Genomic DNA, 21,978 nt, shown 5'->3' on the forward strand with positions numbered 1-21,978 from the left:
ATTTGTCTGATTTATTTGTCAGTAAGCACCCTCTCAAAGTATGTATTTACGTGCTTTATTTATCTTCGTATTACCGCCTTCAATTGCTTCATCTCTTAGCACTAATTCGAGTACCAGCCCGATTTCATAACCCTTAAAGATCTTAAAAACCATGAATTTATCCGTGTCTGATCTACGGAGACGGAAACTCCATGTTACTCTTAAGCCATAATAGAGTTAGAAACAGAAAGTTCTCACTCGTGAATATCGGTTTAAGAGAGGTAGACATGAAAGTGTCTAAGAAGGAACGCAGAATCATTGGTAATGCGCTCGATGAGTGGCAATCCCAAGGTGTTTTAACACAAGAAGAGCATGACAAGCTGACGAGCACCTTCGAGGTGTCGGCTTTCGATTGGACTCAGATTGCTCGTTACTCGTTCACTATTGCGGTGACGTGCGTTGTATTGGCAACCTTATCCTTTGTGTTTGATGAGTGGTTGATAGAGCTGTTCCAAAGCATCTTCACTGCGCCAGAACTAGCAAAGAGTCTGTTCTTCTTAGCGGGAGCTGTTGGCTTTTACGTGTTCGGTATTCGCAGAAAGAAACTCTACCCAAGTAAAGTCTTGGCCAATGAGGCGCTGTTCGTTCTCGGAATGATAAGCACCGCGCTGTCGATCTTTTTCCTTGGAAAGGTCATAGAGACAGAGAACCTAGCACCACTGATTCTACTAGCCTCAGCGATTTATGGATTGATTGGGCTCTGGCTGCCTTCGCAAACGGTTTGGATATTCGCCCTGATGACGTTAGGTGCGTGGTTTGGTTTCCATTCCTATCAGGTGCAGAGTGATGGCTACTATCTAGGTATGAATTACCCGCTGCGCTTTGCATTGTTTGGTGGGCTTTTGCTGGTGGCGAGCCTCTACGTTTTACCAAGGATCAGGGCAGCGATGGAATTTGAAAGTGTGACCAAGTTTGTTGGCTTGCTCTATTTCTTCTTCTCCCTTTGGCTGCTCTCGATATTCGGAAACCATGCTGATTTCAGTATTTGGTTGGATATAGAGCAGATCTCGATTCTGTATTGGTCGGTGCTACTTTTGGTGGTTTCGCTTGCGGGACTCTATCTCGGATTGAAGCACCATGATGATATGACTAAAGGTGTCGCTTTGGTGTTCATCTTCTTGAACCTTTATAGCCGTTTCTTTGAGTACCTTTGGGAAGGTATGCACAAAGCCTTGTTCTTTGCGATTCTCGCGGTGAGCTTTTGGCTGTTGGGGACGAAAGCAGAGAAGATTTACCAGTTAAAGCTACCTAAGGCTTGATGCGCTAGAAAAACATGTCAGACAATATTAACAATTGATATTAATTATCATTAACTTTATCATCTGGGAGATTTCTTGATTAAGGTAAATATCCGCCTTTCTTGACTGTGTTACCTTGATGAATGTGACTCTCTATTAGAGAAAGCAAGAGCCTCGAATCCACGGAGGCTCTTTTTTTAACCTCAACTCACAACTGTTCCGAGTTAAACCCTAATGAATCTGACTCATAAAGATTACTTTAAGATTGCTTTTCCCTTTATTGTCTCGACTGTTACGCAACCTTTACTCGGTGCGGTAGATACTGCCGTTATTGGCAAACTCGGTGTCGCTGAGCTGATTGGTGGCGTCGCAATCGGCACCGTCATCATGAACACCTTATATTGGTTGTTCGGTTTTTTCCGTGTCAGTACAACGGGCCAGAGTGCTATTGCGCTTGGCAGAAACAGTCACTCAGAACAGGCGAGTAGTCTGTTTCGCCCATTTGTACTGGCTTTGTGTGTTGGATTAGTTTTCATTGCTCTGCAATCACTCATATGGATGGGAGCCGAGTGGATCATCTCGCCAGACGCTCAAGTTGGGCAAAACGCCAAGATCTATTTTGACATCATGATTTACGGCGCTCCGTTTGTATTGTTGAACTACACCATAATCGGTTGGTTAATGGGGCAGGCCAAAGCCAAAGAAACTCTGTTCACGCAAGTGTTTGGTAACGTACTCAATATCGTCTTGGATATAGTATTCGTACTCTATTTTGATATGGGGATAGCAGGCGTCGCAGTTGCTACTTTGATTGCGCAGGTTACTACCTTTGCTATCGGTGTTGGCTTTGTTCTTAAGACATGTAAATTTTCGCTGTTCGAGCATCTATCTACAGCCAAAATGTCCAAGAAAGATCTGAAAGTGATCATGTCTTCGAATATGGATCTGTTGCTACGTACGATTTGTATTTTGGTTTTCTTCAATATGATGGCGCGCGTTGGTTCTCAGCTTGGTCCAGACGTGTTAGCAACGAATGCGATATTGATGCAAGTGACTTTCATCGTTAGCTATATGTTTGACGGTGTTGCTAATGCCTCGAGTGTGTTTGCTGGTAAAGCGGTAGGGCAGAAAAATCCGAAGTTGCTTGATAGTGTGATTAAGTTAAACACTCAGTGGACGACGGCATTTATTGTAGTACTGACGCTTTTAACTCTGGTGTTTAAAGAGCAAATCGTCATGCTATTCACCACGCTACCGGAACTGAACACCCTGTATCTTGAAATGAGCCCTTGGTTACTTGTATTCCAACTGGTGGCGGGATACGGGTTGACTTTCTATGGTATTTTCACCGGGACAGGTACGACGAAACCGGTAAGGAACTCAAGCTTTATAACGCTGCTGGTGTTTTTAGTGGTTCAGCTTTTAGCTGTGCCACAGTGGGGAAATCATGGTTTATGGCTAGCCTTTACGCTCTTTTATGTTGGACGTTTTGTTTTCCTATATCCATCTATCCAGCAAGTGCGAGAAAAGTGTTTATAGCTTCATATTTATAAATCAAACATGTTTATCTCATAGTATTGAAATTCCCAACTAATTAAGGGCAGGTGAGCTTGCCCTTTATTCTCGAAAACCAAAAAACAGTCAGATTTAACCCTTACGGGATGTTTTCTCAGCCAAACCCGCATGATAGTATTGTTATGTTATACTATTACAAGCCAAGCTGTCGTGAACACACAACCAATACTCGCTGTAAATCAACTTCAAATCTCAGATTCTCATCAGTCTCTTTTCCGCAATATCTCTTTTACTCTTGCAGAGGGTGAAGTGCTTGCCGTTATGGGACCGTCTGGGATTGGTAAGTCTATGCTGTCCAAAGCTGTTGCTGGTTTCTTACCTAAAGATGTCTATGCTCATGGAGAGGTCTTTATCAATGGTAAGGAAGTCAGCACGCAAGCGATGCTGCAAAGAGAAGCGGCTCAAAGACCTGCGGTGATTTTTCAAGACGCGTTACAAGCTCTGAACCCATTGGCTTCAGTCGAGCAACAGCTTAGTTTAGCCTTAACGGGCAATAAAACGCGTCTCAACTCGACTCACAGAGCAACCGTATTCACACTGCTTGACCAACTTGGCTTTACTGACGCTGACATGGCTTTAAAGCAGTATCCAAGTCAGTTATCTGGTGGTCAAAGACAACGTATATGTATAGCCATTGCTCTGCTTGGTCGAGCGAATCTGCTTATTGCTGATGAGCCAACCAGTGCGCTTGACCCGATTACCGAGTCAGAGATCCTTACTCTATTTAGAAATAGCATTCAGCAAAGAAACATTGGCGGAATGTTGATTACTCACGACTTATCTGCAGCGCTCGCTTGCGACAAGCTGTTGGTGATTGCTGAGGGTACTATGGTGGCTTACGGTACTCCGAAAGAGGCGATTACCTCAAGCAATCACGAGTTCTGTCAGCAACTGGCTCAACTACTTCCGTAGTTCAGAGTCGGAGTCCCTTTATGCACAATCATAATCAACCTATGTCCGCACAAGTTCGTTTTGAAAATGTGAACGTCCATTATTACTCGAAGCCTGCTTGGCTTGGAGGAAAGCCATTCAAAGCGCTCGATCAACTTGATCTAAATATCGAAACTCAGAACTTGGCGATTGTCGGGCCATCAGGCGCCGGTAAGTCTACTTTGATTGAGCTGCTTTTCAGTTTACGCCGACCTACGTCGGGTGAGGTGTATATCTGTGGGCAACCGCTCTCATCAAGTTCAGAGAAACAGCGCAGAGCATTATGCCAGCATATCCAGCTTATTCCACAAGAGCCGCAATCGAGCTTGAACCCTTACTACACAGTGGAACAGTTGTTATTGGAGCCACTTATCAGCATGGGGCTTACTGATAATAAAGAGCAAAAAATTGAAAAGGCACTCAGAGATGTTGGACTTAACGAGCCACTATTAGCTCGTCCATCAAGACAGCTCTCCGTTGGCCAAGCACAGAGAGTCGCAATTGCTCGCGCTTTGATTGTAGAGCCTTGTGTGCTGGTGGCTGATGAGCCCACCAGTAGCTTAGATCCAGTGAGTCGACAGCAGGTCCTAGACTTGTTTGTATCCATCCAGCAGCGACGCCAAATGCGACTGATCTTGGTGACTCACGACTTGAATGCAGCCGAAGCGTTGTGTGATGAGATCTTAGTGCTCGACAAAGGCAAAGTCGCTGAATACGGCGATGCTAAGCAAGTGATGAAACAACCCGAACATATGACCACTCGAGCTTTATTGAGTGCGCAAAAAACGAATCATGAATACACAAAAACCATTGGAGAGGTCTCGTATGCACCTTAATACGCCAAAGTTAGCAGTAGCGCTAGCTCTAAGCACATTGCTAACAGGTTGTTTCGATTCTGAAGAGAAGAAACAAGACGCTGAACAGACGGCGACACCTGTTGCTAAATCATCAGAAATTCGTGTTGCGATGATGCAACCGCCAAGAACAGGCCTTTCGCCTCTATCTGACGACGCATTCAAGCTGTCTCGTTGGAGCACGGCTGAAACATTGGTAAACCTAAGTGACCAATCGGTGGCGGAACCTATGCTAGCAACCGAGTGGGAACAAGTTGACCCAATGACTTGGACTTTCAACGTACGTGAAGGCGTTAAGTTCCATGACGGCTCAGATCTTAACGCTGCGGTTGTTGTTAACTCACTTCAAAAAGCGCTAGATGCAGCGCCGAAGCCACGTATCCTTGATGGTATTGAATGGCAAGTTGAGGCGATTGGTGATTTTAAGGTTCAGATAAAAACAACGTTTAATGATCCACTTCTGCCAAGCCGTCTATCAAGCCCACAGCTTTCTATTCTATCGACAGCTGCTTACCAAGAAGATGGCCGTGTGAACTCGATTAAAGCGGGTACTGGTCCATTTATCCTGACAGAAATCAACGGTACAACGAGCGCGAGACTGACACGCTTTGATGGTTACTGGGGTGAGAAAGCAAAAGTTGAAAACATCTTGGCGGAATACGTGCCTAACGGCTTCGCACGTGCAGCGGCTCTGCGTACTGGTGAAGCTGACGTAGTAGAAGCGGTTCCGGTTTCTCAAATCGCAATGATGGATCAATCTCAACTACATGAAGTTGCGATGCCTCGTACAAACACACTATATCTAAATAATCAGTCTGAAGTGTTTAGCCAATTTGCTCTGCGTAAAGCGGCAGGTCAAGCAGTGAATCGCGAGCAAATCATTGAAACGGTTTACGAAAACCATGCTGATCTTGCTAAAGGTCTTTTAGGGCCAGCATTGGCTTGGGCACAACCAGTACGTGATAAGAATCCACGTATGGAAACAATGGAAATTCGTCAAGCTAACGGTGAGAAGATCACTATTGGTACCTTTACCGACCGTGCTGAACTGCCGGAAGTAGCAGTACTTCTAAAGCAGCAACTAGAAGCGGCAGGTTTTGTGGTTGAGCTAGACGTTCGTGAATATGCTCAAATTGAAAACGACGCACTTGCAGGTAAGTTTGATGCCTTCATTCTATCGCGTGCGACCGTTCTAGATTCGGGTGACCCAGTTGCTTACATGCAGAGTGACTTTAGCTGTGACGGTTCATTTAACTTAGGTCAGTTCTGTTCTGAAGAAGTGGATGCGGCACTAGATCATGCTGACCGTCAACCTCTAGGTGAACTGCGTCAACAAGCTATCATTGAAGCTGAGAACTTGATTCTGGGTCAATACGCTGCGATTCCTCTATTGCACGAGCGTGTGATTCAAGGCGAAAGCGACAAAGTGAAAAATGCACAGCGTGATCCACGTGAACGTCGTCTTATCGACCAGTTTACTGAGGTGAACTAACGCAATGTCACTTGTTGCCAACATGCGCCTCAATTGGGGCGCTTGTATGCCATGGCTTTCACGCTTAGCTTCTCTGAGCGTGGTGGTGGTTTTAGTGGGTCTAATGCCCGATATAGCTGGGATTGACCCAAGTCAGGCGATCTTGCGTGCGCGAGCAGGTGCTCAGCAATTAATGACGGCTGAAGCACTGCAAGCGATTCGTGCTGACTTGCAGTTAGACCGTTCTGCTACAGAACGATTGTGGGACTGGTTGGTGCTGGCTGCGGAAGGCGATTTGGGTGTTTCTTGGGTAGATGGTTCGCCTGTTATGCAGAGTGTTCAATCTACGGCGAAAACGTCACTGTTTCTAATGGCTTGTGCACTGACTATGACGTTAGTGTTCTGCCTTATCAGTGTCTTGTTCACCATTCATCGTTGGCAACAAAACAAGCTTGATAATCAACACAACAGCTTAAGCTCTGTGTTGGTGTCGCTCCCTGAGTATGTGATTGCGTCATTACTTATCTTGGTATTCGCAATTTGGCTAGGTTGGTTTCCACCTTACGGTTGGACCAGCACCCAAAACCTCTGGTTACCGACACTAGCACTCGCTTTACCTGCAAGTGGTTTATTTAGCCGACTATTGAATGACAGCTTGATTCGAGTTCTTGGTGAACCTTGGGTTATCACTTGGCTTTCGGCAAACATCAGCAAATTTCAGATCTTGAGATTTGCCTTGTGGCGAGCACTGAGCAATCTTATCCCGCAACTTGCCATGATTGTGATTGGTTTGACTGGCGGTGCGGTGGCAGTCGAGCAGATCTTTTCTATTCCCGGTATTGGTCGCTTGATTCTGGGCGCGGCTAAGTCGCAAGACCTTCCACTGCTTCAAGGTGGTCTGTTGGTATTGCTAGCATTCTCGATCCTGATCAGTAGCATCAGCATCATGATCCAGCGTGCTTTGCTCGGGCACAGTGCGACCAGCGGAAAGTTGATCAGCAGTCACAGCACGTTTCGCTTCACCCAGAGCCGCACAAAAAGAAATGCCAGCTTAACGATCTTTACTCTGCTTATTGGTTGTGCTGTGTGGGCGCTTGTCCGTGACCCTTACCTCATCCAATTTCCTCGATTAGCCTCACCGAGTCTTGCAGCCCCTTTTGGTGCTGATGCGGTAGGTCGAGATCTGCTTGCGAGAGTGGGAGGAGGGATGTTCTCAACCATGAAAATGGGAATACTGGCGACCTTCCTAAGCCTGGTGATCGGCTTATTGCTTGGATTTGTGACTCGTTACAGCCAAGGCCTTATCGAGATCACCAAAGCGGTGCCTTATATCGTGGCAGGTCTTTTGGTTGCTGGCTTAACTAGGATGAACCCGAACAGTGCCTTGATTGCCATCGTGTTAGTGTCTTGGGCACCTTTGGCTGCGCACTGTTCAAGCTTGGTGTTAGAAGCAAAGGCTCAGCCGTATACGCATTTGGCTCCTGTTTGGGGAACCAGTCGTCTACGTGTTTTGCGGTATTACTTGCTCCCTTATGTTCTGCCACCACTGATAAGGCATGCATTGTTAAGACTGCCCGTTATTACGTTGAGTTTAACGTCTTTGAGCTTTATCGGTTTGGGAGCGAAGCCACCGGAACCAGAATGGGGCTTGCTGATTGCCGAGAATCTACCGTACATCGAGCGTTCTGCGATTGGTGTTATCGCGCCAATTGCTGGCCTTGTCATGCTCTCTGTTGCGATCAACTTGTTGTTTGATGATTAGGTTTGATAGCGACTTGTTTGATGAAAAGCGGCCCATGGTAAGCACGGCACAATGACTAAAGAAAAAGCCTCTTGATTCTATATGACAAGAGGCTTTTCTATTTGTGACGAATTTTAGGGTGAGACACCTGGTACTCACTGCTTACTCTGCGTTGACCAATATTAGACCTTGGTATCCTGCAATTTGAACTTCAGTTACCGGCTCTCCGAGGTTCCCACTAGCATCTACAGGTCTCATTTGCTTACCCAACTGAATCGTAATCAAAGGTTCTGAAAAATAACTCATACTTCGGCCATGAAAGTCGGTTCGATATAACACTAAACCTTTTTCAAACTGACGTGCGAGAACCATCTCTTCTGGTCCGCTATTGACGACTTGATTCTCCGATTGGTAAGCGAAGTAAGTATGGGTAGGCATCACATGAGCCATACCATTGGGTAAATCTTGATGAACTAACTCGGTCATCGCACTATCACCAACAATCGTGTAATCGGCAGCATAAGGCGTCGATGTTGATAGCATGAGTGGGATTGCATTGTGATTGATCGGGATTTCCCCTGAAGGCGCACCTATGTCCACCTTCAATAGCGAAGTAGGTTGGTAGGCAATGTTTTGAGCAATGCCACTGGTGTAGTAATTACCACTGGTGGTGTTATGACTCCCATACATATAGCTGCTATTCCACTGATTAAAGTAGCTGCGATCTGTGTGGTGATTGAGGTAGTAGATGGCAAGGGCAGAATACTGGTCTTGTTGCCAATTTTCTTGCGTATTCCCAAAATATTGAACTCGACCATATCGTGTCGTAGCTTGGAAAATGACGCTACTACCAGACTGAGCTAACGCTGAGTTATCCCAGAATTTAGATATTCCCGCATACCCACTGAAGCCAGTAGTGGGGAAGAGGTAGTGCTCTCGAAGATAGAGAGAGCCTGCATCGATGAGATGAGATTGCCCATTTCGGCCATACAGATTTGCTGTCCCGATATTCAAACCAATAAGTGTACCGGGCTGATCGGTTGCAAGTCTGTTTAGGAACGACGAGAAGTGTTTTTTGTATAGAAAGTCTGCTTCGTCAGAGCCCGCTATTGCTTGTAGTTCGGTAATGTTACCTCCGGAATAAACGAAGAATTGATTACTGCCCAATAGCTTATTAGTGTCATCGTTGTAAGCCCCATTTAAGCCTTGTTCTACCCAATTTGTTGCGTAGTAAGCTGACATAGCCTCTTGATAGTCGTTGTTAGCTAAATTTGTTAATGCCCAAGATGAAGATTGATTCCACATGCGGCCGAAAGGGATAACCCGAGATTCCCAGCGAAAACGTGCTGTTGCGTTTTTGTTTGTACGAGCCTTGTATTCAGAGTTTGATAGATAGTTGTCGTTATTGATGTCTGCTGAGTGATCAAAGCCTCTGATCTTTCTCCATCTCTCAATTGTTCGGCCATCTGGCGTCGTTTCTGCTGCGTTGGTGAGTTTCATCGTTGGGAAAGAGTTTTTGAGTTTTACTTCTTTTAGACGCGGCCTGTGCTCTGGCTCATTCCATCGAATGCGAACTACATAGAGTCGGCCACCATCACGAAGGTATTCAGAGCCAAAATACTGCCCACCGCCGTAACTGGCACCGCTACCATCGTGCGTGGTTGCACGCTTCCAATTATCCGGCATGTTCCAAATCACCGCCTGGTTCTTGGTCATGTTCAGAGTCTTATCTTTTTTGATCGAAATGGTTTGCCATTGGCTAGCTTGGCCGCGTTGGTCGACCGCATTGGGATACTCAATTGAAAAGCTTCCGCCGGTCGCAAATTGAGAGAATTTCAGCGTTAAGCGATCAAATGGTTCGGAGTGATAAATGTAGAGAGCACCATTGTTTGCAGAATGCTCAAAGACATCGGCATCCCATGGCGGTTTTTGGTATAACCAAAACCCAGCGTGCGATTGATCGACGGTGTATCCAACAATCATGGGCTTTCTATTGAGGGTGGTGTTCTCACCGTGGGTTGAATCAACCTCCGCAATCACAGTGTCTTCCGAGAAGTGTAGGAAGAAATCTTCGTAGTTTAGGGCGTTGGCTTCAGCGTAGTTTCTAAGTTCTTCTTCAACCCAACTTGAGTTGATCTCCAGTTTTTGGTTGTACATGTAACCCAATGTATTGCTGCGGGCGTTATCGGAGGGAGTACCATAAGAACCGAAAACAATATCACTATTGCTCAGCTCCCAATCAATTAGCTCTTGGACTGTCAGCTCAACACCATTGTGATTGGTTGTAGGTTCGTGTTGTCCTGGAAGGATAAAAGCGGTGCCTGCAGAAGGGAACTCAGTTGAAACCGCATTGAGTGAAATTGCCATCAGAGTGGCTGTCAACATAGTTTTAGTCATTCACACAATTCCAAATCCAAAAATTACAGCAAAAACGATACGTCAAATTGACAATAAAATTAGGAAAAAGTATTGGCGAAGAACAAATTATGATCAAGTTAAAAGGAGCCAAATATAAAAATGCTCGCTATAACTTAATGAATATCAGAGCTATTTATTTTTTTATTATATAGAGGAATTAAAGTGGAGATTCATTCAAAAGAGTTCATTTAATTCTCATTTTGAGAAAAAGATTAACGATAGATATTAACTATAAACCATATATGCTTTTTGTTTTATATTGTCTTGATTATTCGTTTGGTTGCTTATTATTGGCTGTAACAAAAACTTAATTTTTTAAGAAAAATAAAATTAGCTTCGTTTATTTTGAGTTTATAAAGCGAATCTATACTGCCCGCCATCAACTGAGTGCGAGGTCGTGTTTGACACGTAAGTGCAAGGGTTACTTTACCTCTTGTTGATTACTAATAAATTTGTAATCAGTCAGCATGCTTGCACCAGTGATTATTTAAACATCAAACAGACGAAGAGATAATTATGAAAACTTGGGTTTTAGCAGCGGTAGCAACACTCCTTTCAGGCACAACGATTGCGGCAGAGACATACATTCGTAACGGTAACGTTTATTCACACGAAGGAAAATGGAGTGCAGAAGCGGGTGTCGCAACAACGAGTGACCTATTTAAAGGGCAGAAGCACAGCGTAGTGCCACTTTTGAATTTTGGATATCACGGTGATGATTTCAACGCAGATCTTAACGAGATCAACTACCGTTTTATTGGTAACAACAGCGACTTTATCAATATGAACGTCTTTGTTGAAACCAGCGGTATGCACTACGAATCTGACGATGCCAAGATTCTTAAAGGAATGAATGATCGTGACCTTGGAATAGATTTCGGCCTTAACATGGATTTAGATTTCGGCTCCGACGTTGTTTCAGCCTTCTTCCAACACGACGTGACGGGCAAGTCTGAAGGTTTCAAAACTGGCTTGAAATATACAGCAATCGTTGAGCTAGACCAGTGGGTATTCGTGCCTTTCGCAAGCGTCGATTACAAAAGCGAAGACTTCGTTGACTACTATTTCGGTGTTACTCAAAAAGAGGTGGCAGCGAATCGTAAAGCCTATAAAGCGGATGGCACGTTCTCTTACAGCCTAGGTTATAAACTGGTGATGCCATTAACCGATAACTTAGAGTTAACTCAAACTTCAGCATACACTCGCTTGGGTTCTGATATTGCAGATTCTCCACTGGTCGATAGTGCTAATCAATGGTTAGTAGGCGCATCGGTCGCATACTACTTCTAATAATAAAACAACGTTAGGAACGTAATAGTTGGCTCCTATTCAGGGACGAATAGACTTCTCTATCTTTTTAGAATAAATGGTTACTGAGGACGATATGATTCGTTTTAATTACAACAGCAGAGTTTTTGAAATTTGCTTTGAAAACTATGTGATCAGCAGTGCTTACCAAGAGTTACGCAATGAGTTAGGTCATGTTTATGGCCATGAAGCATTATGTCGCATAAAAGAGAATGGTATTGAAGTTGCACCATGTAAGTTCTTTGAGTATTTGGAATCTCGTTCATTTGTTGAAATGGTAGAGTTGAATATGCTGATAGTGAATATGCATCTGAAAGGATTTAGATATTCAAGTATTTATGATTCAAGGTCTAAGCTATTTATTAATATGGTTCCGAGTTTTTTTAAAATTATTTATCAAAATGAAGAAGTGTTACAGAGTTTGGTTCGCGCTATTCTCATCGAAGACATTAAGCTTCATCAACTTGTCTTAGAAATAACAGAAAGCCCTTGTCCTATTGATGATTTAGTTGAATTTTACTTGGGTGTAGATAAGTTGAGGAGTAAAGGCATACTTATTGCGATTGACGACTTCGGTACGGGGTATTCAGACTTTTCAAGAGTGGCTGCAATTAAACCCCATTACGTCAAAGTTAGCCGTGAATTATTGCTTTATTCTCAGATATTTAAAAACAATGAACTTAGAAAACTGGCCGCGCTGTCTCAAACAGAGAATATCACCTTGGTTTATGAAGGCATCGAGTATTTAGAGCAGTACGAATTCGCCAAAAGCAATGGGGCAAGGCTGTATCAAGGGTACTTGCTGTCTAAACCTGTTCATCATGCTATCTCCCAGATTCCTTGTTACTTTTGATGTGATGCCTAAAAAAGTTGGGCTAGATGTGGTTCTTATCATGTTTTGACGTCTAATTTTTCACTTTTTATATATTCAAGGTCAATAGTGATCTCTAGTAACATTTGTCAATTTGATAGTGTGTAAAGCATTATAAAACCAGTAAAAAACATTACTCCCCACCCAGATAGAGGCTAAATATTAAACAGTGGTTTGATTATCTATTCTAGTTGAAAGAATTCTTATACTTCCACATAAGAAAATTACTCTCAATAAGCCAACTATTTTTCATTAGATTCATTGTAATTTAATAAATTTATGATAACTTCTCGCACCAAATTATAATAAAGCCACTAACTTATATTGACCTAATGGTTAATATAACCCTTCTATGTGGCCATCTTTTATTAGATAGTGAAACTGGCTATCAATTAGTCTCGTCGACTTGGTTTTTCTGTACCTGTATTTGAATAATTTTAGGAAGAACTATGAACATATTGATTGTCGAAGATAACATCCAACTTCTCAATGAGTTAGCCATGCAATTGGTCCACAAAGATATGCGTGTTCATAGAGCTGAGACAGGTGGAGAGGGCGATTATTGTCTTAATAATTTCCAGGTCGACTTAGTGATCTTGGATCTTGGCTTGCCTGACGGTGATGGCATTGAATGGCTTGAGAAGTGGCGTCGCAACGGGGTTACGGTTCCTGTATTGGTATTGACCGCTCGTGACAACTGGGCAGATAAAGTGGCGGGGCTGTCTGCTGGCGCTGACGATTATCTCGCTAAGCCTTTTGTATTTGAAGAACTTGTGGCCCGTGTTCAAGCGCTATATCGCCGCTCTTATGGCGTTGCTCAATCTACTGTCGATGTTGGTTTATTCTCCCTTGATATGGATGCCAAGAAGATCTCTGTTGGGCAATCTATTTTGGATTTAAGTGCTTATGAATACCGTTTGCTTAAGTGCCTATTGCTTAACGAAGATAAGGTCGTTTCAAAAGAGCGCTTGCGAGCTGAAGTTTATGGTGACGAGTTAACGGAAGATGGCAATGTTATTACCGTTTTATTGAGCCGTATTAGAAAGAAGATAGTTTCAATTACTAATGAAGACCCAATTACTACATTACGAAATCAAGGTTATAAACTGTGCAACATAAGGTGAGTGCTATGTTGAAGAGTTTAAAGCTTAGATACATAGTTGCTAGTGGGTGGGCTTTACTCACTCTTTCTTTTTTATATGGGCAAGCCAATTTAACGGTTTTTTATTCGAACTCTGATAAGTTTGTGAATATGTGGCTCTCGTCTGGTGGTGAATATCTAATAGACGACTTTGCCATTGATGAGCAGGGGCAGCTTCAATTGAATCGTCCAATTCCCAAACGTTTTCAAGGGCGGATCGAACAGCTCCTTGTGTTTGATGAAAATCACAAGCTGCTTTTTGAGACTAACCCACAAGACTCTCTTAGAGTTTATGTACAAAAAAAGTGGTTAAATCATGACCGCTTTGAAGAGTTCTCGATTGAGTCAGAGGACCTTAATTATTTTGTTGGCGTTAAGCACTATCAGAAGACTGATACTCTGCCTAGTTTAGTTTTCGTGACAATCAAAGAACATCATGCAATTGACCCCGTGTTCTTCAATGAAGTTGATCAAAACTTTGTTTATATCAAGGTGATATTTGCTCTACACATTTTGTTGATCATTCCTTTGATGTGGTGGTTCTCAAATTGGAGCTTGAAGCCAATAGACAAGATTAACAACCAACTTCTAGCACTTAAGCAAGATGAAATAGATAGATTAGACAATAGTACTGTTAAGGAACTTAAGCCTTTGGTTGAAAGCTTGAATGGTTTGATTCATTACGAGCGCCAACAAAAAGAGAAACAAAGACAGCTTCTCTCGGATTTGTCACATGGATTGAAAACACCACTATCGGTGTTACAAGGAGTTGCGCGGAGCCATTCATTAGGCATTCCGCTGCACGACAATAAGAAGATTGATTACGTGATAAATCAAGAAGTTAAAAACATGGTTGATCAAATCCAACATCGTTTGAAAGTTGCATCTAACGATCACAGTTCTGTTTTATCGGCACAAAGTCATCAGGTTTCTGAAATCGTCGATCAGTTAGTGTTTGGTATGAAAAAGATACATGCGACAAAGAACGTGACGTTTAAGTTGTGTGTCCCAGCAGATGTCGTGTTTGTCGGCCAGCGTAATGATTTGATGGAGGTGGTGGGCAATCTTCTCGATAACGCATGTAAATATGGTAATGGTGAAGTTCATGTTTCCGCTTACATCAAGAGCTCAAAGTGTCTTTACGTGGTTGTTGAGGACAATGGAGAAGGTGTACCAGACGCGTTAAAAGAGAAGTTAGGCGATCGTGGAATGCGATTAGACAGTCGAGTTCAAGGCTACGGGCTCGGAATTAACATCGCGCAGGAACTTCTATCTAGCTATCACGGCTTATTGAAAATTGAAGACTCCTCTTTGGGAGGCGCTAAATTTACCGCAGTATTTGAAGTCCAAGAAGACTTGCAACTGAGATAGGGTTTCGATTTTTCTTAGTTAAAGATAGGATAAGTGTTGGAGCGTTTAATCGTAGGGTTAAACGCTCTTTTTGTTATTGATTCTTGTACTTATGCAGCAGATCCCAAGGAATATGACACAAGTGGTGATTCTCTGGGTGAAGTGACAAATGGTGCTGGTGGATGTCGTCACTCAGGACAAAATTTGTCAAAGGCAAAATCTCTAAAGCAATTCTGTCGGCATCATCTCGAGCTGAAATGATTTGCTTGGCTTGCTCAATATGGTTCGGCTGTTCACTATAAATACCAGTTCGGTACTTCTCGCCAACGTCATTTCCCTGCTTGTTCACACTGTATGGGTCGATAATCTCGAAAAGGTGATGTATTAGCGTTTCTAAAGACACTTCCGTCGGATTAAAAGTCACTTCTACACACTCAGCATAACCATCGTAATCGCCTTGAGTTGTCGCACTCTTACCATTGGCCCGCCCAGCCTTAGTGTCAATAACACCGGGTACGTACTTGATAAACTCTTGGACTCCCCATAAGCAGCCACCTGCTAGGTAGATTTTTTCCATTACTCTTCGCTCATAACTAAAACAGGACTATGTTAATGATTCCTAGTCGTTGAATCCAGTCCATGGGGGTAGGTGTCCATTCTTAGCAATATCAATTAACTATTGCCACATCACCAAAATGGCTGCAATTGCGATAAAGAATAGGGCAAGCATGTCTTTATTCTTAACTGGCTCTTTAAGCCAGAACATCGAGATAAGCATGGTAAAAAACACTTCGATTTGCCCGAGTGTTTTTACATAAGGCACTGCCTGGAGCGACATTGCGCTAAACCAACCGAGTGAACCGACAAAGCTCGCGATACTGGTCATGATCACCAATTTGGGTTTGGTGAACATCAGCTTCAACGTATCGCGGTCTTTTAAAAGCAAATACGTTAACAGCAGTAGGGTTTGCGTCAGAATTACAATAAACAAAACCCACGCCGCACTGTGTGGGAATGACAAGTTAAGGCTTAAGCTCGCCTCACGGATCCATAGCGAAGTGAGAGCGAAAGCGGTGCTACAAGCGAGGCCGATTGAAGCCGTCTTTAGAGATACACTGCGAACACCATTGGCACAACTCAATAGAAATACCGCGACCATACCGAAAGCGACACCAACCCAACCAAGCAAAGTTAATGAGGTACCAAAAAACAGCATTCCCAATAGTGCTGAAACAGGGGCTTCGCTTTTTGCCAGACCCGCACCAATCGCAAAGTTACGTTGCTTAAATAGCACCACCATTAAACCTGTTGCGACGATCTGCATGATAGAGGCGCCAGCCAGAAAGAAGTAAGAGTGCCCCGTAAAGGTTGGCATTGGTGCTTCTTGGTATTGGTAGAGGCAGAACAAGTAGATTAGGGCGAGAGGGCTTGCCCAAAGAAAACGCGCAAGCGTTACCCCTGAAACGTTCAAGGTTTGACTTAAGCGGCTCTGAAAAGCGTTTCTCCATGCTTGGCTAGAAGCGGCAAGCACAGTGAACAGGATCCATTCCATGGTTATCTTTCCTTGGGAAGGAGAAAAGGAGCAGCGTGTGAATTGCGCTGCTCGGTATTGGCTTCAACTACGGTTTTATAGGTAGCGAGCTTTCAAGTGATCTTGGAAGAACTTAGCATTCAGCGTTTCACCTGTCGCGCCTTTCACTAACTCATCCGTGGTGAGTAGGCTTCCTTTGCTCCAGATGTTGCTTTCCAACCAGCTAAAGATCGGCGTAAGATCGCCAGATTGAATTACGTGGTCAACATCGACAGTTTGCTTCATTGCAGTCATAAACTGCGCTGCATACATTGCACCCAGTGTGTAACTTGGGAAGTAGCCAAATGCGCCGTCTGTCCAGTGAATGTCTTGCATACAACCGTTAGTGAAATTACCTTGAGTGCTGAGCCCTAGGTAATCTTGCATTTTTTGGTTCCACAGCTCAGGTACGTCCGTATGTTTGATGTCGCCGTTAATCAAATCGCGTTCAATTTCATAGCGCAGGATAACGTGCGCTGGGTAAGTTAGCTCATCGGCGTCTACACGGATAAAGTCTTTCTTAACGCGGGTGTAGATCTTCTTGAAGTTCTCTTGTTCAAACTCTGGGCCGCTGAATTGATTACCAGCCATACGAGCTAAATGTGCAATAAAAGCATCGCTGCGACCAACTTGCATCTCAAAGAACAGAGATTGAGACTCATGAATACCCATTGAGCGAGCTTCGCCTGCTGGTGTGCCCGCTAATGCTTTTGGTAAACCTTGTTCGTAGCGTGCATGACCAGTTTCATGAACAATCCCCATTAATGATTGAACGAACTCTGACTCATCGTAGCGAGTTGTAATACGGACATCTGAAGGGACACCGCCACAGAATGGGTGCACACTTTCATCCAGTCGACCATGTTCAAAGTCGAACTTGAGCAGTTTCATCACCTCAAGGCCAAGCGCTTTTTGCTTGTCTGTTGGGTAGTGACCTGTTGGGGCAATCAACTGTTCCGTCGATTGCTTTTCGATAACTTGATCAATCAAGCCAGGAAGCCAAGTTTTTACATCGCTGAAAAGAGCATCAAGAGAGGCAGAGCTCGTCCCCGGCTCGTATATATCCAGCATTGCATCATAAGGTGTTAAGCCTGCAGCATCGGCTCTGATTTGTGCCTCTTCACGAGAAAGTTCGACAACTTCACGCCAGTTTTTCTCGAAACCAACCCAGTCATTTTCGCCGCGCTGTGTTCGCCAAGCATGTTCACACTTCGAACCAGCTAGAGATTTTGCTTGCACTAGCTTTTCAGGAAGAAGGTTAGCTTGCTGCCACTGTCTCTTTATTTCACGCAGGGATGATTTTTGTTCTGCATTTAAGTTCTCATTCTCAGCGTCTGCGATCCAATCAGCCAATTGAGGTTGCGTCATTAGACCGTGAATATGAACGGATAGCTCTGCCATCGCTTCACTACGTGCTTGGTTACCACCTGCAGGCATCATAGATGCGGCGTCCCAGCTACAAATTGCAGATAAATGTTGGAAGCGTGAACATTTTTGAGAATGTTCAACCAGTTTTTTGAATGCGCTCATCATAATTCCCTGAGAATAAAAGAAATAGTTTAGCAACCAACGCGATAGTGACCAATAGGTTTGTTCTACAAAGCGACCTTGGTTGTAAATAATTTGTAAACCACATGGCTGAAAGAAGATTGGTTTTTTATAAAATGGGCGGGCGGGAGCAATACAAAGCTTAACAAGCGAGGACGAATTGAGTTAATCTGCTCCATATTGATGATGCATTGCCTCAGTTTTATTCGTCTTAGATATTAGCGGGCAAGCTAAGAGTTTATTTTGCAAGGATGCGGTTATGATAGTGAACTTTGAAGCCTTTATTGTGGCGATCACCATTTTGACTTTGACGCCCGGGTTAGATACAGCAGTGGTGATTCGTAATACCACCCGCTCTGGGATGAGAGATGGTGCGGTAACAAGTTTTGGTGTTTGTTTGGGTTTGTTTGTGCATGCGACTTTCTCGGCGATCGGTATTTCAGCGATTCTTCTGCAATCTGCAGAGCTGTTTCAAACCGTTAAGCTGATTGGTGCGGCGTATCTGATCTGGTTAGGTGCTTCTAGCCTTTATGGTGTCTTCAAAGGCAATGCAGGGTTTGAAGTATCAGACGCAAAACATGAACAACTGAGCGTATCTCGCTCTCTTAGAGAGGGCTTTCTCTCTAATGTGTTGAACCCTAAAACGGCAGTCTTTTATCTAGCATTCTTACCGCAGTTTATTGACCCTCAAGGTTCGCCATTTATGCAGTCGATGTTGATGGCCGGAATCCACTTTATGATTGCTATGATTTGGCAGTGTGGCATCGCTGGTGCAGTAGGTTCAGCAAAACAGCTATTCAAGAGCCCTAAAGTGATTGGTTGGATGGAAGGCGTGACGGGTGCAGTATTGATTTCACTAGGTATCAAGTTGATGCTGGAAGAGCCACCAACGCCAACAGTTTAATAACTGAATGTCTGGATAAAAGAAAGCCGAAGTGTTCTACTTCGGCTTTTTTGTATGTTCGATATTACCAATCTACTCGCTTAAACCATCGACGGCTTACGTGTGCTCTCTGGTTCGCCTTTCATTGTCATTTGATTAAAGAACTGTTTCGTTTCTTCAATCGCGACTTGGCGTAGCAAGATCAAACCGATTAGGTTCGGTACAGCCATCAAACCGTTGACGATGTCAGCAAGTAGCCAAATCACGTCGAGTTTTAGGAAGGCACCTGATGCAACCAACGCAATGAAGATCACCTTGTATGGTAGAACCGCTTTGGTACCAAACAGGAAGACAACACAGCGCTCACCGTAGTAGTTCCAACCTAGAATAGTCGTGAAAGCAAAGAAGATCAGACCAACAGACACCAGCATTGGACCAATTGTGTCGGCATTAAGACCAATAGCAAAGGCGTGCGTGGTCATCGCTGCACCTGAAAGATCTGTTTGCCAAGCACCTGTTAAGATAAGCGCCAAACCTGTCATAGTACAGATAATGATAGTGTCGAAGAAGGTACCCGTCATAGAGATAAGGCCTTGCTTAACACATGAGTCGGTCTTCGCCGCTGCAGCTGCCATAGGTGCACTACCTAGGCCAGATTCGTTAGAGAATACACCACGAGCAATACCCGATTGAATTGCTAGCATGATGCTTGCCCCTAGGAAACCACCGGTTGCAGCAGTATTGGTAAACGCCGAAGTGATCACCAGGCTAATGGCATCTAACAGTTGATCTGCGTTCGATAGCAGGACACTCATACATGCGACGATGTACATGACAGCCATTGTTGGAACGACTTTACCGGCTACTTTAGCGATAGACTGGATACCACCGAGAGTTACAATAGCAACAAGTAGAGTAAGTACGACTGCAGTTAGCTCTCGAGAGGCACCAAAAGAGATTTCAGTTGCGTCTAGAATCGCGTTCACTTGCGGGAAAGTACCGATACCAAAACAGGCTACGCCTAGTGCAAATACAGCGAATAGAACCGCTAAGATGCGAGAACCAACACCGTATTGCAGGTAGTACATTGGTCCGCCAACCATCTCGCCTTTACTATCGACTTTGCGATATTTAACGGCAAGAAGGCACTCTGCATACTTAGTCGCCATACCGAACAGGGCTGCAAGCCACATCCAGAAAAGCGCACCCGGTCCACCAAGTTTAATAGCAGTAGCAACACCAACAATGTTACCAGTACCAATAGTCGCAGAAAGAGCGGTACATAAAGCAGCAAAGCTAGAAACATCACCATGACCAGATTTATCTTTGGTGAACACCATCTTCAGAGCAGTTGGCAGGTGTCTAAACTGGAGTAAGCCTAAGCGAAAAGTAAAGTAGATACCTGTACCAACGAGCAAAGCAAGCAGCGGTGGTCCCCAAACAAGTTGGTTGATGGTTTGTAATGTTTCTTGTAGATAGTTCATAGGTTCCCCTTAATAAATAAAAATTTAAGGAGAAGAGTGAAAGGGCAGTGCTGATCAACGAGATCGCACCACTTAATACATTATTACTGTAGTTAGTGTTCTGAATTAAGGTTGTTGCTTTCCACTCCTCTGTCCTTTTGCCTGAGAGTTTCACTTAGCGAAAAACTTACTGAGAAGTTTTGGTCTCTAAGCTTGCTCCTTCGGCGACCGATCTAACGGTTCTCTCCAGAGGTTCCTCCAACGACAGTCCTCGCTTTCTGGTTTTAACCAGTATAAAGCACCTGAAAGATTTACTTCTTCGGCGGGTCAATCTAACTAAATGTTAATATTTAGTTAAAAACCACTCTCCTGCAGTCTTCATCGGAACAATTACCTAGATGAATAGGTAATCTGTACGCGTATCCTAGATCAGAAAAAGTGTGATGTCAGTAGTAAAATATCTGTTTGCACAAATCTTGTTCAACTAAATGATCAAACAACGTGACTCTGACGTAACTTGCTTATTTAAATGGTATAAAATAGAGAAACAAGGAGGAGTTATGACTCGACTAATCGCAATTGTTTTTTTATTGGCGTTGGCGTTTGTGCTGTTTCGTTATCGGACCAACGAAAAAGTGCAGAAAAGCGTAGTGATTGTCATCGTAGGTGGCTTTTTGTTGTATACCGCAAGCTTAATGTTTTCTGAGCTAACGCGCTGAAGTTGACTGGTGACTTCATTAAGTGGAAGTATGCCAGAGCCAAGAGTAGTACTTGTTGCTGTTAACTTTACAGTGACATTGTAACCTTTAATGAATTGGAGTAACCCTGTGAGCCAACAATCTGGGCAAAATGAACAAGACGAAGTGGTTGTCATAGAAGAACGTGACAAACGCAGTCAGTTATACATTGGTATTGCCGCCGTTATGGGTTTAGCCCTTGGAGGTCTGATTGGCTCTTCGGTCACAGCATCGAAATGGGAGTCAACCTATCAAGTCTTAGAGTCTCGCTATCAAGAGTTGAAGAACAGTAAGCAGCAGTTGGTCACACAAGTTGAAGCTAAGGTCGCTAAAGTTGACTCAGAAATTGGTAACCAAGTTGAAGCCGCTCTGCAAAAACAAGCTGAAGCGCACCAGAAAGAGTTGGATGAGATTACAAAGCAGACCGCTGTGCTTGAAAAGGCAAATTACTCGTTAGAGCAACAGCTGAATGAACAAAAATTAGCACTAGAGCAGTCAGAACAAAACAATCAGAAACTCAACCGCCAAGCGGACATGCAATCGACCATGTTTGAGCGCTCACGTGAACTGTTCCGTAAAGAGTTACAAATTACCCAAGCTCTTGAAGCGTTACAGGCGGAACGTGATAGGTTAGAGCCTAATCTAAAGCCGCTTAAGAAGCAGTGTGATACGTTCCTCGAGGGCACGTCTTGGGACGCGAAATCAGATTCTTGTGACAAGCTTGATGCTGCTAATTCTCGTTTGAGCGACATTAGACAGATGATAGAAGTTCATAGAATGGACCTTCAGCAAATCAAAGACCTGACTGAAGAGATTGGGCTATAATCCCTCTTACTTTTTC

General features: G+C 43.8%; 18 protein-coding genes and 1 riboswitch. Of the genes, 13 read left to right on the forward strand and 5 right to left on the reverse strand.

The window, feature by feature from the left end; all coding sequences use genetic code 11:
• Nucleotides 1-266 precede the first annotated feature (266 nt).
• The 6 genes from KI743_RS14260 (at nucleotide 267) to KI743_RS14285 (ending at nucleotide 7,869) form a co-directional block, all read left to right on the forward strand.
• A complete protein-coding gene (locus KI743_RS14260; protein ID WP_285466916.1) occupies nucleotides 267-1,298 on the forward strand; it encodes a hypothetical protein in 1,032 nt (343 codons plus the stop codon).
• Nucleotides 1,299-1,511: 213 nt separating this feature from the next.
• Complete coding sequence (locus KI743_RS14265) at nucleotides 1,512-2,816, forward strand: MATE family efflux transporter (RefSeq protein ID WP_285466917.1); 1,305 nt, start codon at nucleotides 1,512-1,514, stop codon at nucleotides 2,814-2,816.
• A 186-nt stretch (nucleotides 2,817-3,002) separates the two neighbouring features.
• Nucleotides 3,003-3,764 (forward strand): ATP-binding cassette domain-containing protein, encoded by a 762-nt coding sequence (locus tag KI743_RS14270; protein WP_285466918.1) that lies wholly within the window; start codon nucleotides 3,003-3,005, stop codon nucleotides 3,762-3,764.
• 20 nt (nucleotides 3,765-3,784) lie between these two features.
• Nucleotides 3,785-4,618 carry an ABC transporter ATP-binding protein gene (locus KI743_RS14275; protein ID WP_285466919.1) on the forward strand — a complete coding sequence of 278 codons (834 nt, stop codon included), beginning with the start codon at nucleotides 3,785-3,787 and terminating at the stop codon, nucleotides 4,616-4,618.
• A complete protein-coding gene (locus KI743_RS14280) occupies nucleotides 4,608-6,128 on the forward strand; it encodes an ABC transporter substrate-binding protein (RefSeq protein ID WP_285466920.1) in 1,521 nt (506 codons plus the stop codon). The genes KI743_RS14275 and KI743_RS14280 overlap by 11 nt, the downstream gene beginning before the upstream one ends.
• A gap of 4 nt (nucleotides 6,129-6,132) precedes the next feature.
• Nucleotides 6,133-7,869, forward strand: coding sequence for an ABC transporter permease subunit (locus KI743_RS14285; RefSeq protein WP_285466921.1), 1,737 nt, complete (start codon nucleotides 6,133-6,135; stop codon nucleotides 7,867-7,869).
• A gap of 141 nt (nucleotides 7,870-8,010) precedes the next feature.
• Here KI743_RS14285 and KI743_RS14290 read toward each other — a convergent pair whose 3' ends face one another.
• A complete protein-coding gene (locus KI743_RS14290; RefSeq protein WP_285466922.1) occupies nucleotides 8,011-10,245 on the reverse strand; it encodes a hypothetical protein in 2,235 nt (744 codons plus the stop codon).
• Between the two features lie 537 nt (nucleotides 10,246-10,782).
• Here KI743_RS14290 and KI743_RS14295 point away from each other — a divergent pair.
• From KI743_RS14295 to KI743_RS14310, 4 genes are all read left to right on the forward strand, one after another.
• Complete coding sequence (locus KI743_RS14295) at nucleotides 10,783-11,556, forward strand: MipA/OmpV family protein (RefSeq protein ID WP_285466923.1); 774 nt, start codon at nucleotides 10,783-10,785, stop codon at nucleotides 11,554-11,556.
• A 94-nt stretch (nucleotides 11,557-11,650) separates the two neighbouring features.
• Nucleotides 11,651-12,427: an EAL domain-containing protein gene (locus KI743_RS14300; protein WP_285466924.1), complete on the forward strand. Its 777-nt coding sequence runs from the start codon at nucleotides 11,651-11,653 to the stop codon at nucleotides 12,425-12,427.
• Nucleotides 12,428-12,894: 467 nt separating this feature from the next.
• Nucleotides 12,895-13,569: a response regulator transcription factor gene (locus KI743_RS14305; protein WP_285466925.1), complete on the forward strand. Its 675-nt coding sequence runs from the start codon at nucleotides 12,895-12,897 to the stop codon at nucleotides 13,567-13,569.
• A 5-nt stretch (nucleotides 13,570-13,574) separates the two neighbouring features.
• On the forward strand, nucleotides 13,575-14,957 hold the full coding sequence (locus KI743_RS14310; protein WP_285466926.1) for an ATP-binding protein: 1,383 nt from the start codon (nucleotides 13,575-13,577) through the stop codon (nucleotides 14,955-14,957).
• 73 nt (nucleotides 14,958-15,030) lie between these two features.
• Here KI743_RS14310 and KI743_RS14315 read toward each other — a convergent pair whose 3' ends face one another.
• From KI743_RS14315 to KI743_RS14325, 3 genes are all read right to left on the reverse strand, one after another.
• Nucleotides 15,031-15,513, reverse strand: a complete 483-nt coding sequence (locus KI743_RS14315; RefSeq protein WP_285466927.1) for a peptide-methionine (S)-S-oxide reductase — start codon at nucleotides 15,511-15,513, stop codon at nucleotides 15,031-15,033.
• Nucleotides 15,514-15,612: 99 nt separating this feature from the next.
• Nucleotides 15,613-16,488, reverse strand: coding sequence for a DMT family transporter (locus tag KI743_RS14320; protein WP_285466928.1), 876 nt, complete (start codon nucleotides 16,486-16,488; stop codon nucleotides 15,613-15,615).
• Nucleotides 16,489-16,563: 75 nt separating this feature from the next.
• A complete protein-coding gene (locus KI743_RS14325; RefSeq protein ID WP_285466929.1) occupies nucleotides 16,564-18,036 on the reverse strand; it encodes a carboxypeptidase M32 in 1,473 nt (490 codons plus the stop codon).
• Nucleotides 18,037-18,313: 277 nt separating this feature from the next.
• Here KI743_RS14325 and KI743_RS14330 point away from each other — a divergent pair, with 277 nt between their 5' ends.
• Complete coding sequence (locus tag KI743_RS14330; protein WP_285466930.1) at nucleotides 18,314-18,958, forward strand: LysE family translocator; 645 nt, start codon at nucleotides 18,314-18,316, stop codon at nucleotides 18,956-18,958.
• 80 nt (nucleotides 18,959-19,038) lie between these two features.
• On the opposite strand, the gene KI743_RS14335 is transcribed toward KI743_RS14330, so the two are convergent.
• Nucleotides 19,039-20,421, reverse strand: a complete 1,383-nt coding sequence (locus KI743_RS14335; protein ID WP_285466931.1) for a sodium:alanine symporter family protein — start codon at nucleotides 20,419-20,421, stop codon at nucleotides 19,039-19,041.
• Nucleotides 20,422-20,540: 119 nt separating this feature from the next.
• A riboswitch (glycine riboswitch) is annotated at nucleotides 20,541-20,660 on the reverse strand.
• 300 nt (nucleotides 20,661-20,960) lie between these two features.
• Here KI743_RS14335 and KI743_RS14340 point away from each other — a divergent pair.
• Both KI743_RS14340 and KI743_RS14345 read left to right on the forward strand, forming a co-directional pair.
• The gene (locus tag KI743_RS14340; RefSeq protein WP_032549183.1) at nucleotides 20,961-21,119 is read left to right on the forward strand and encodes a hypothetical protein; all 159 of its coding nucleotides are present in this window, start codon (nucleotides 20,961-20,963) and stop codon (nucleotides 21,117-21,119) included.
• Between the two features lie 108 nt (nucleotides 21,120-21,227).
• The gene (locus KI743_RS14345) at nucleotides 21,228-21,962 is read left to right on the forward strand and encodes a chromosome partitioning protein ParA (protein ID WP_285466932.1); all 735 of its coding nucleotides are present in this window, start codon (nucleotides 21,228-21,230) and stop codon (nucleotides 21,960-21,962) included.
• Nucleotides 21,963-21,978: the final 16 nt, after the last annotated feature.

This window comes from Vibrio sp. D420a (genome assembly GCF_030248625.1).
In the GTDB taxonomy this organism is placed as follows: domain Bacteria; phylum Pseudomonadota; class Gammaproteobacteria; order Enterobacterales; family Vibrionaceae; genus Vibrio; species Vibrio fortis_A.

Bases quoted from the DNA above. Each gene is read 5' to 3' on its own strand.
- KI743_RS14260 (WP_285466916.1), top strand. From the start codon at position 267: ATGAAAGTGTCTAAGAAGGAACGCAGAATCATTGGTAATGCGCTCGAT.
- KI743_RS14265 (WP_285466917.1), top strand. From the start codon at position 1,512: ATGAATCTGACTCATAAAGATTACTTTAAGATTGCTTTTCCCTTTATT.
- KI743_RS14275 (WP_285466919.1), top strand. From the start codon at position 3,785: ATGCACAATCATAATCAACCTATGTCCGCACAAGTTCGTTTTGAAAAT.
- KI743_RS14280 (WP_285466920.1), top strand. From the start codon at position 4,608: ATGCACCTTAATACGCCAAAGTTAGCAGTAGCGCTAGCTCTAAGCACA.
- KI743_RS14285 (WP_285466921.1), top strand. From the start codon at position 6,133: ATGTCACTTGTTGCCAACATGCGCCTCAATTGGGGCGCTTGTATGCCA.
- KI743_RS14290 (WP_285466922.1), bottom strand. From the start codon at position 10,245: ATGACTAAAACTATGTTGACAGCCACTCTGATGGCAATTTCACTCAAT.
- KI743_RS14295 (WP_285466923.1), top strand. From the start codon at position 10,783: ATGAAAACTTGGGTTTTAGCAGCGGTAGCAACACTCCTTTCAGGCACA.
- KI743_RS14300 (WP_285466924.1), top strand. From the start codon at position 11,651: ATGATTCGTTTTAATTACAACAGCAGAGTTTTTGAAATTTGCTTTGAA.
- KI743_RS14305 (WP_285466925.1), top strand. From the start codon at position 12,895: ATGAACATATTGATTGTCGAAGATAACATCCAACTTCTCAATGAGTTA.
- KI743_RS14310 (WP_285466926.1), top strand. From the start codon at position 13,575: ATGTTGAAGAGTTTAAAGCTTAGATACATAGTTGCTAGTGGGTGGGCT.
- KI743_RS14315 (WP_285466927.1), bottom strand. From the start codon at position 15,513: ATGGAAAAAATCTACCTAGCAGGTGGCTGCTTATGGGGAGTCCAAGAG.
- KI743_RS14320 (WP_285466928.1), bottom strand. From the start codon at position 16,488: ATGGAATGGATCCTGTTCACTGTGCTTGCCGCTTCTAGCCAAGCATGG.
- KI743_RS14325 (WP_285466929.1), bottom strand. From the start codon at position 18,036: ATGAGCGCATTCAAAAAACTGGTTGAACATTCTCAAAAATGTTCACGC.
- KI743_RS14330 (WP_285466930.1), top strand. From the start codon at position 18,314: ATGATAGTGAACTTTGAAGCCTTTATTGTGGCGATCACCATTTTGACT.
- KI743_RS14335 (WP_285466931.1), bottom strand. From the start codon at position 20,421: ATGAACTATCTACAAGAAACATTACAAACCATCAACCAACTTGTTTGG.
- KI743_RS14340 (WP_032549183.1), top strand. From the start codon at position 20,961: ATGACTCGACTAATCGCAATTGTTTTTTTATTGGCGTTGGCGTTTGTG.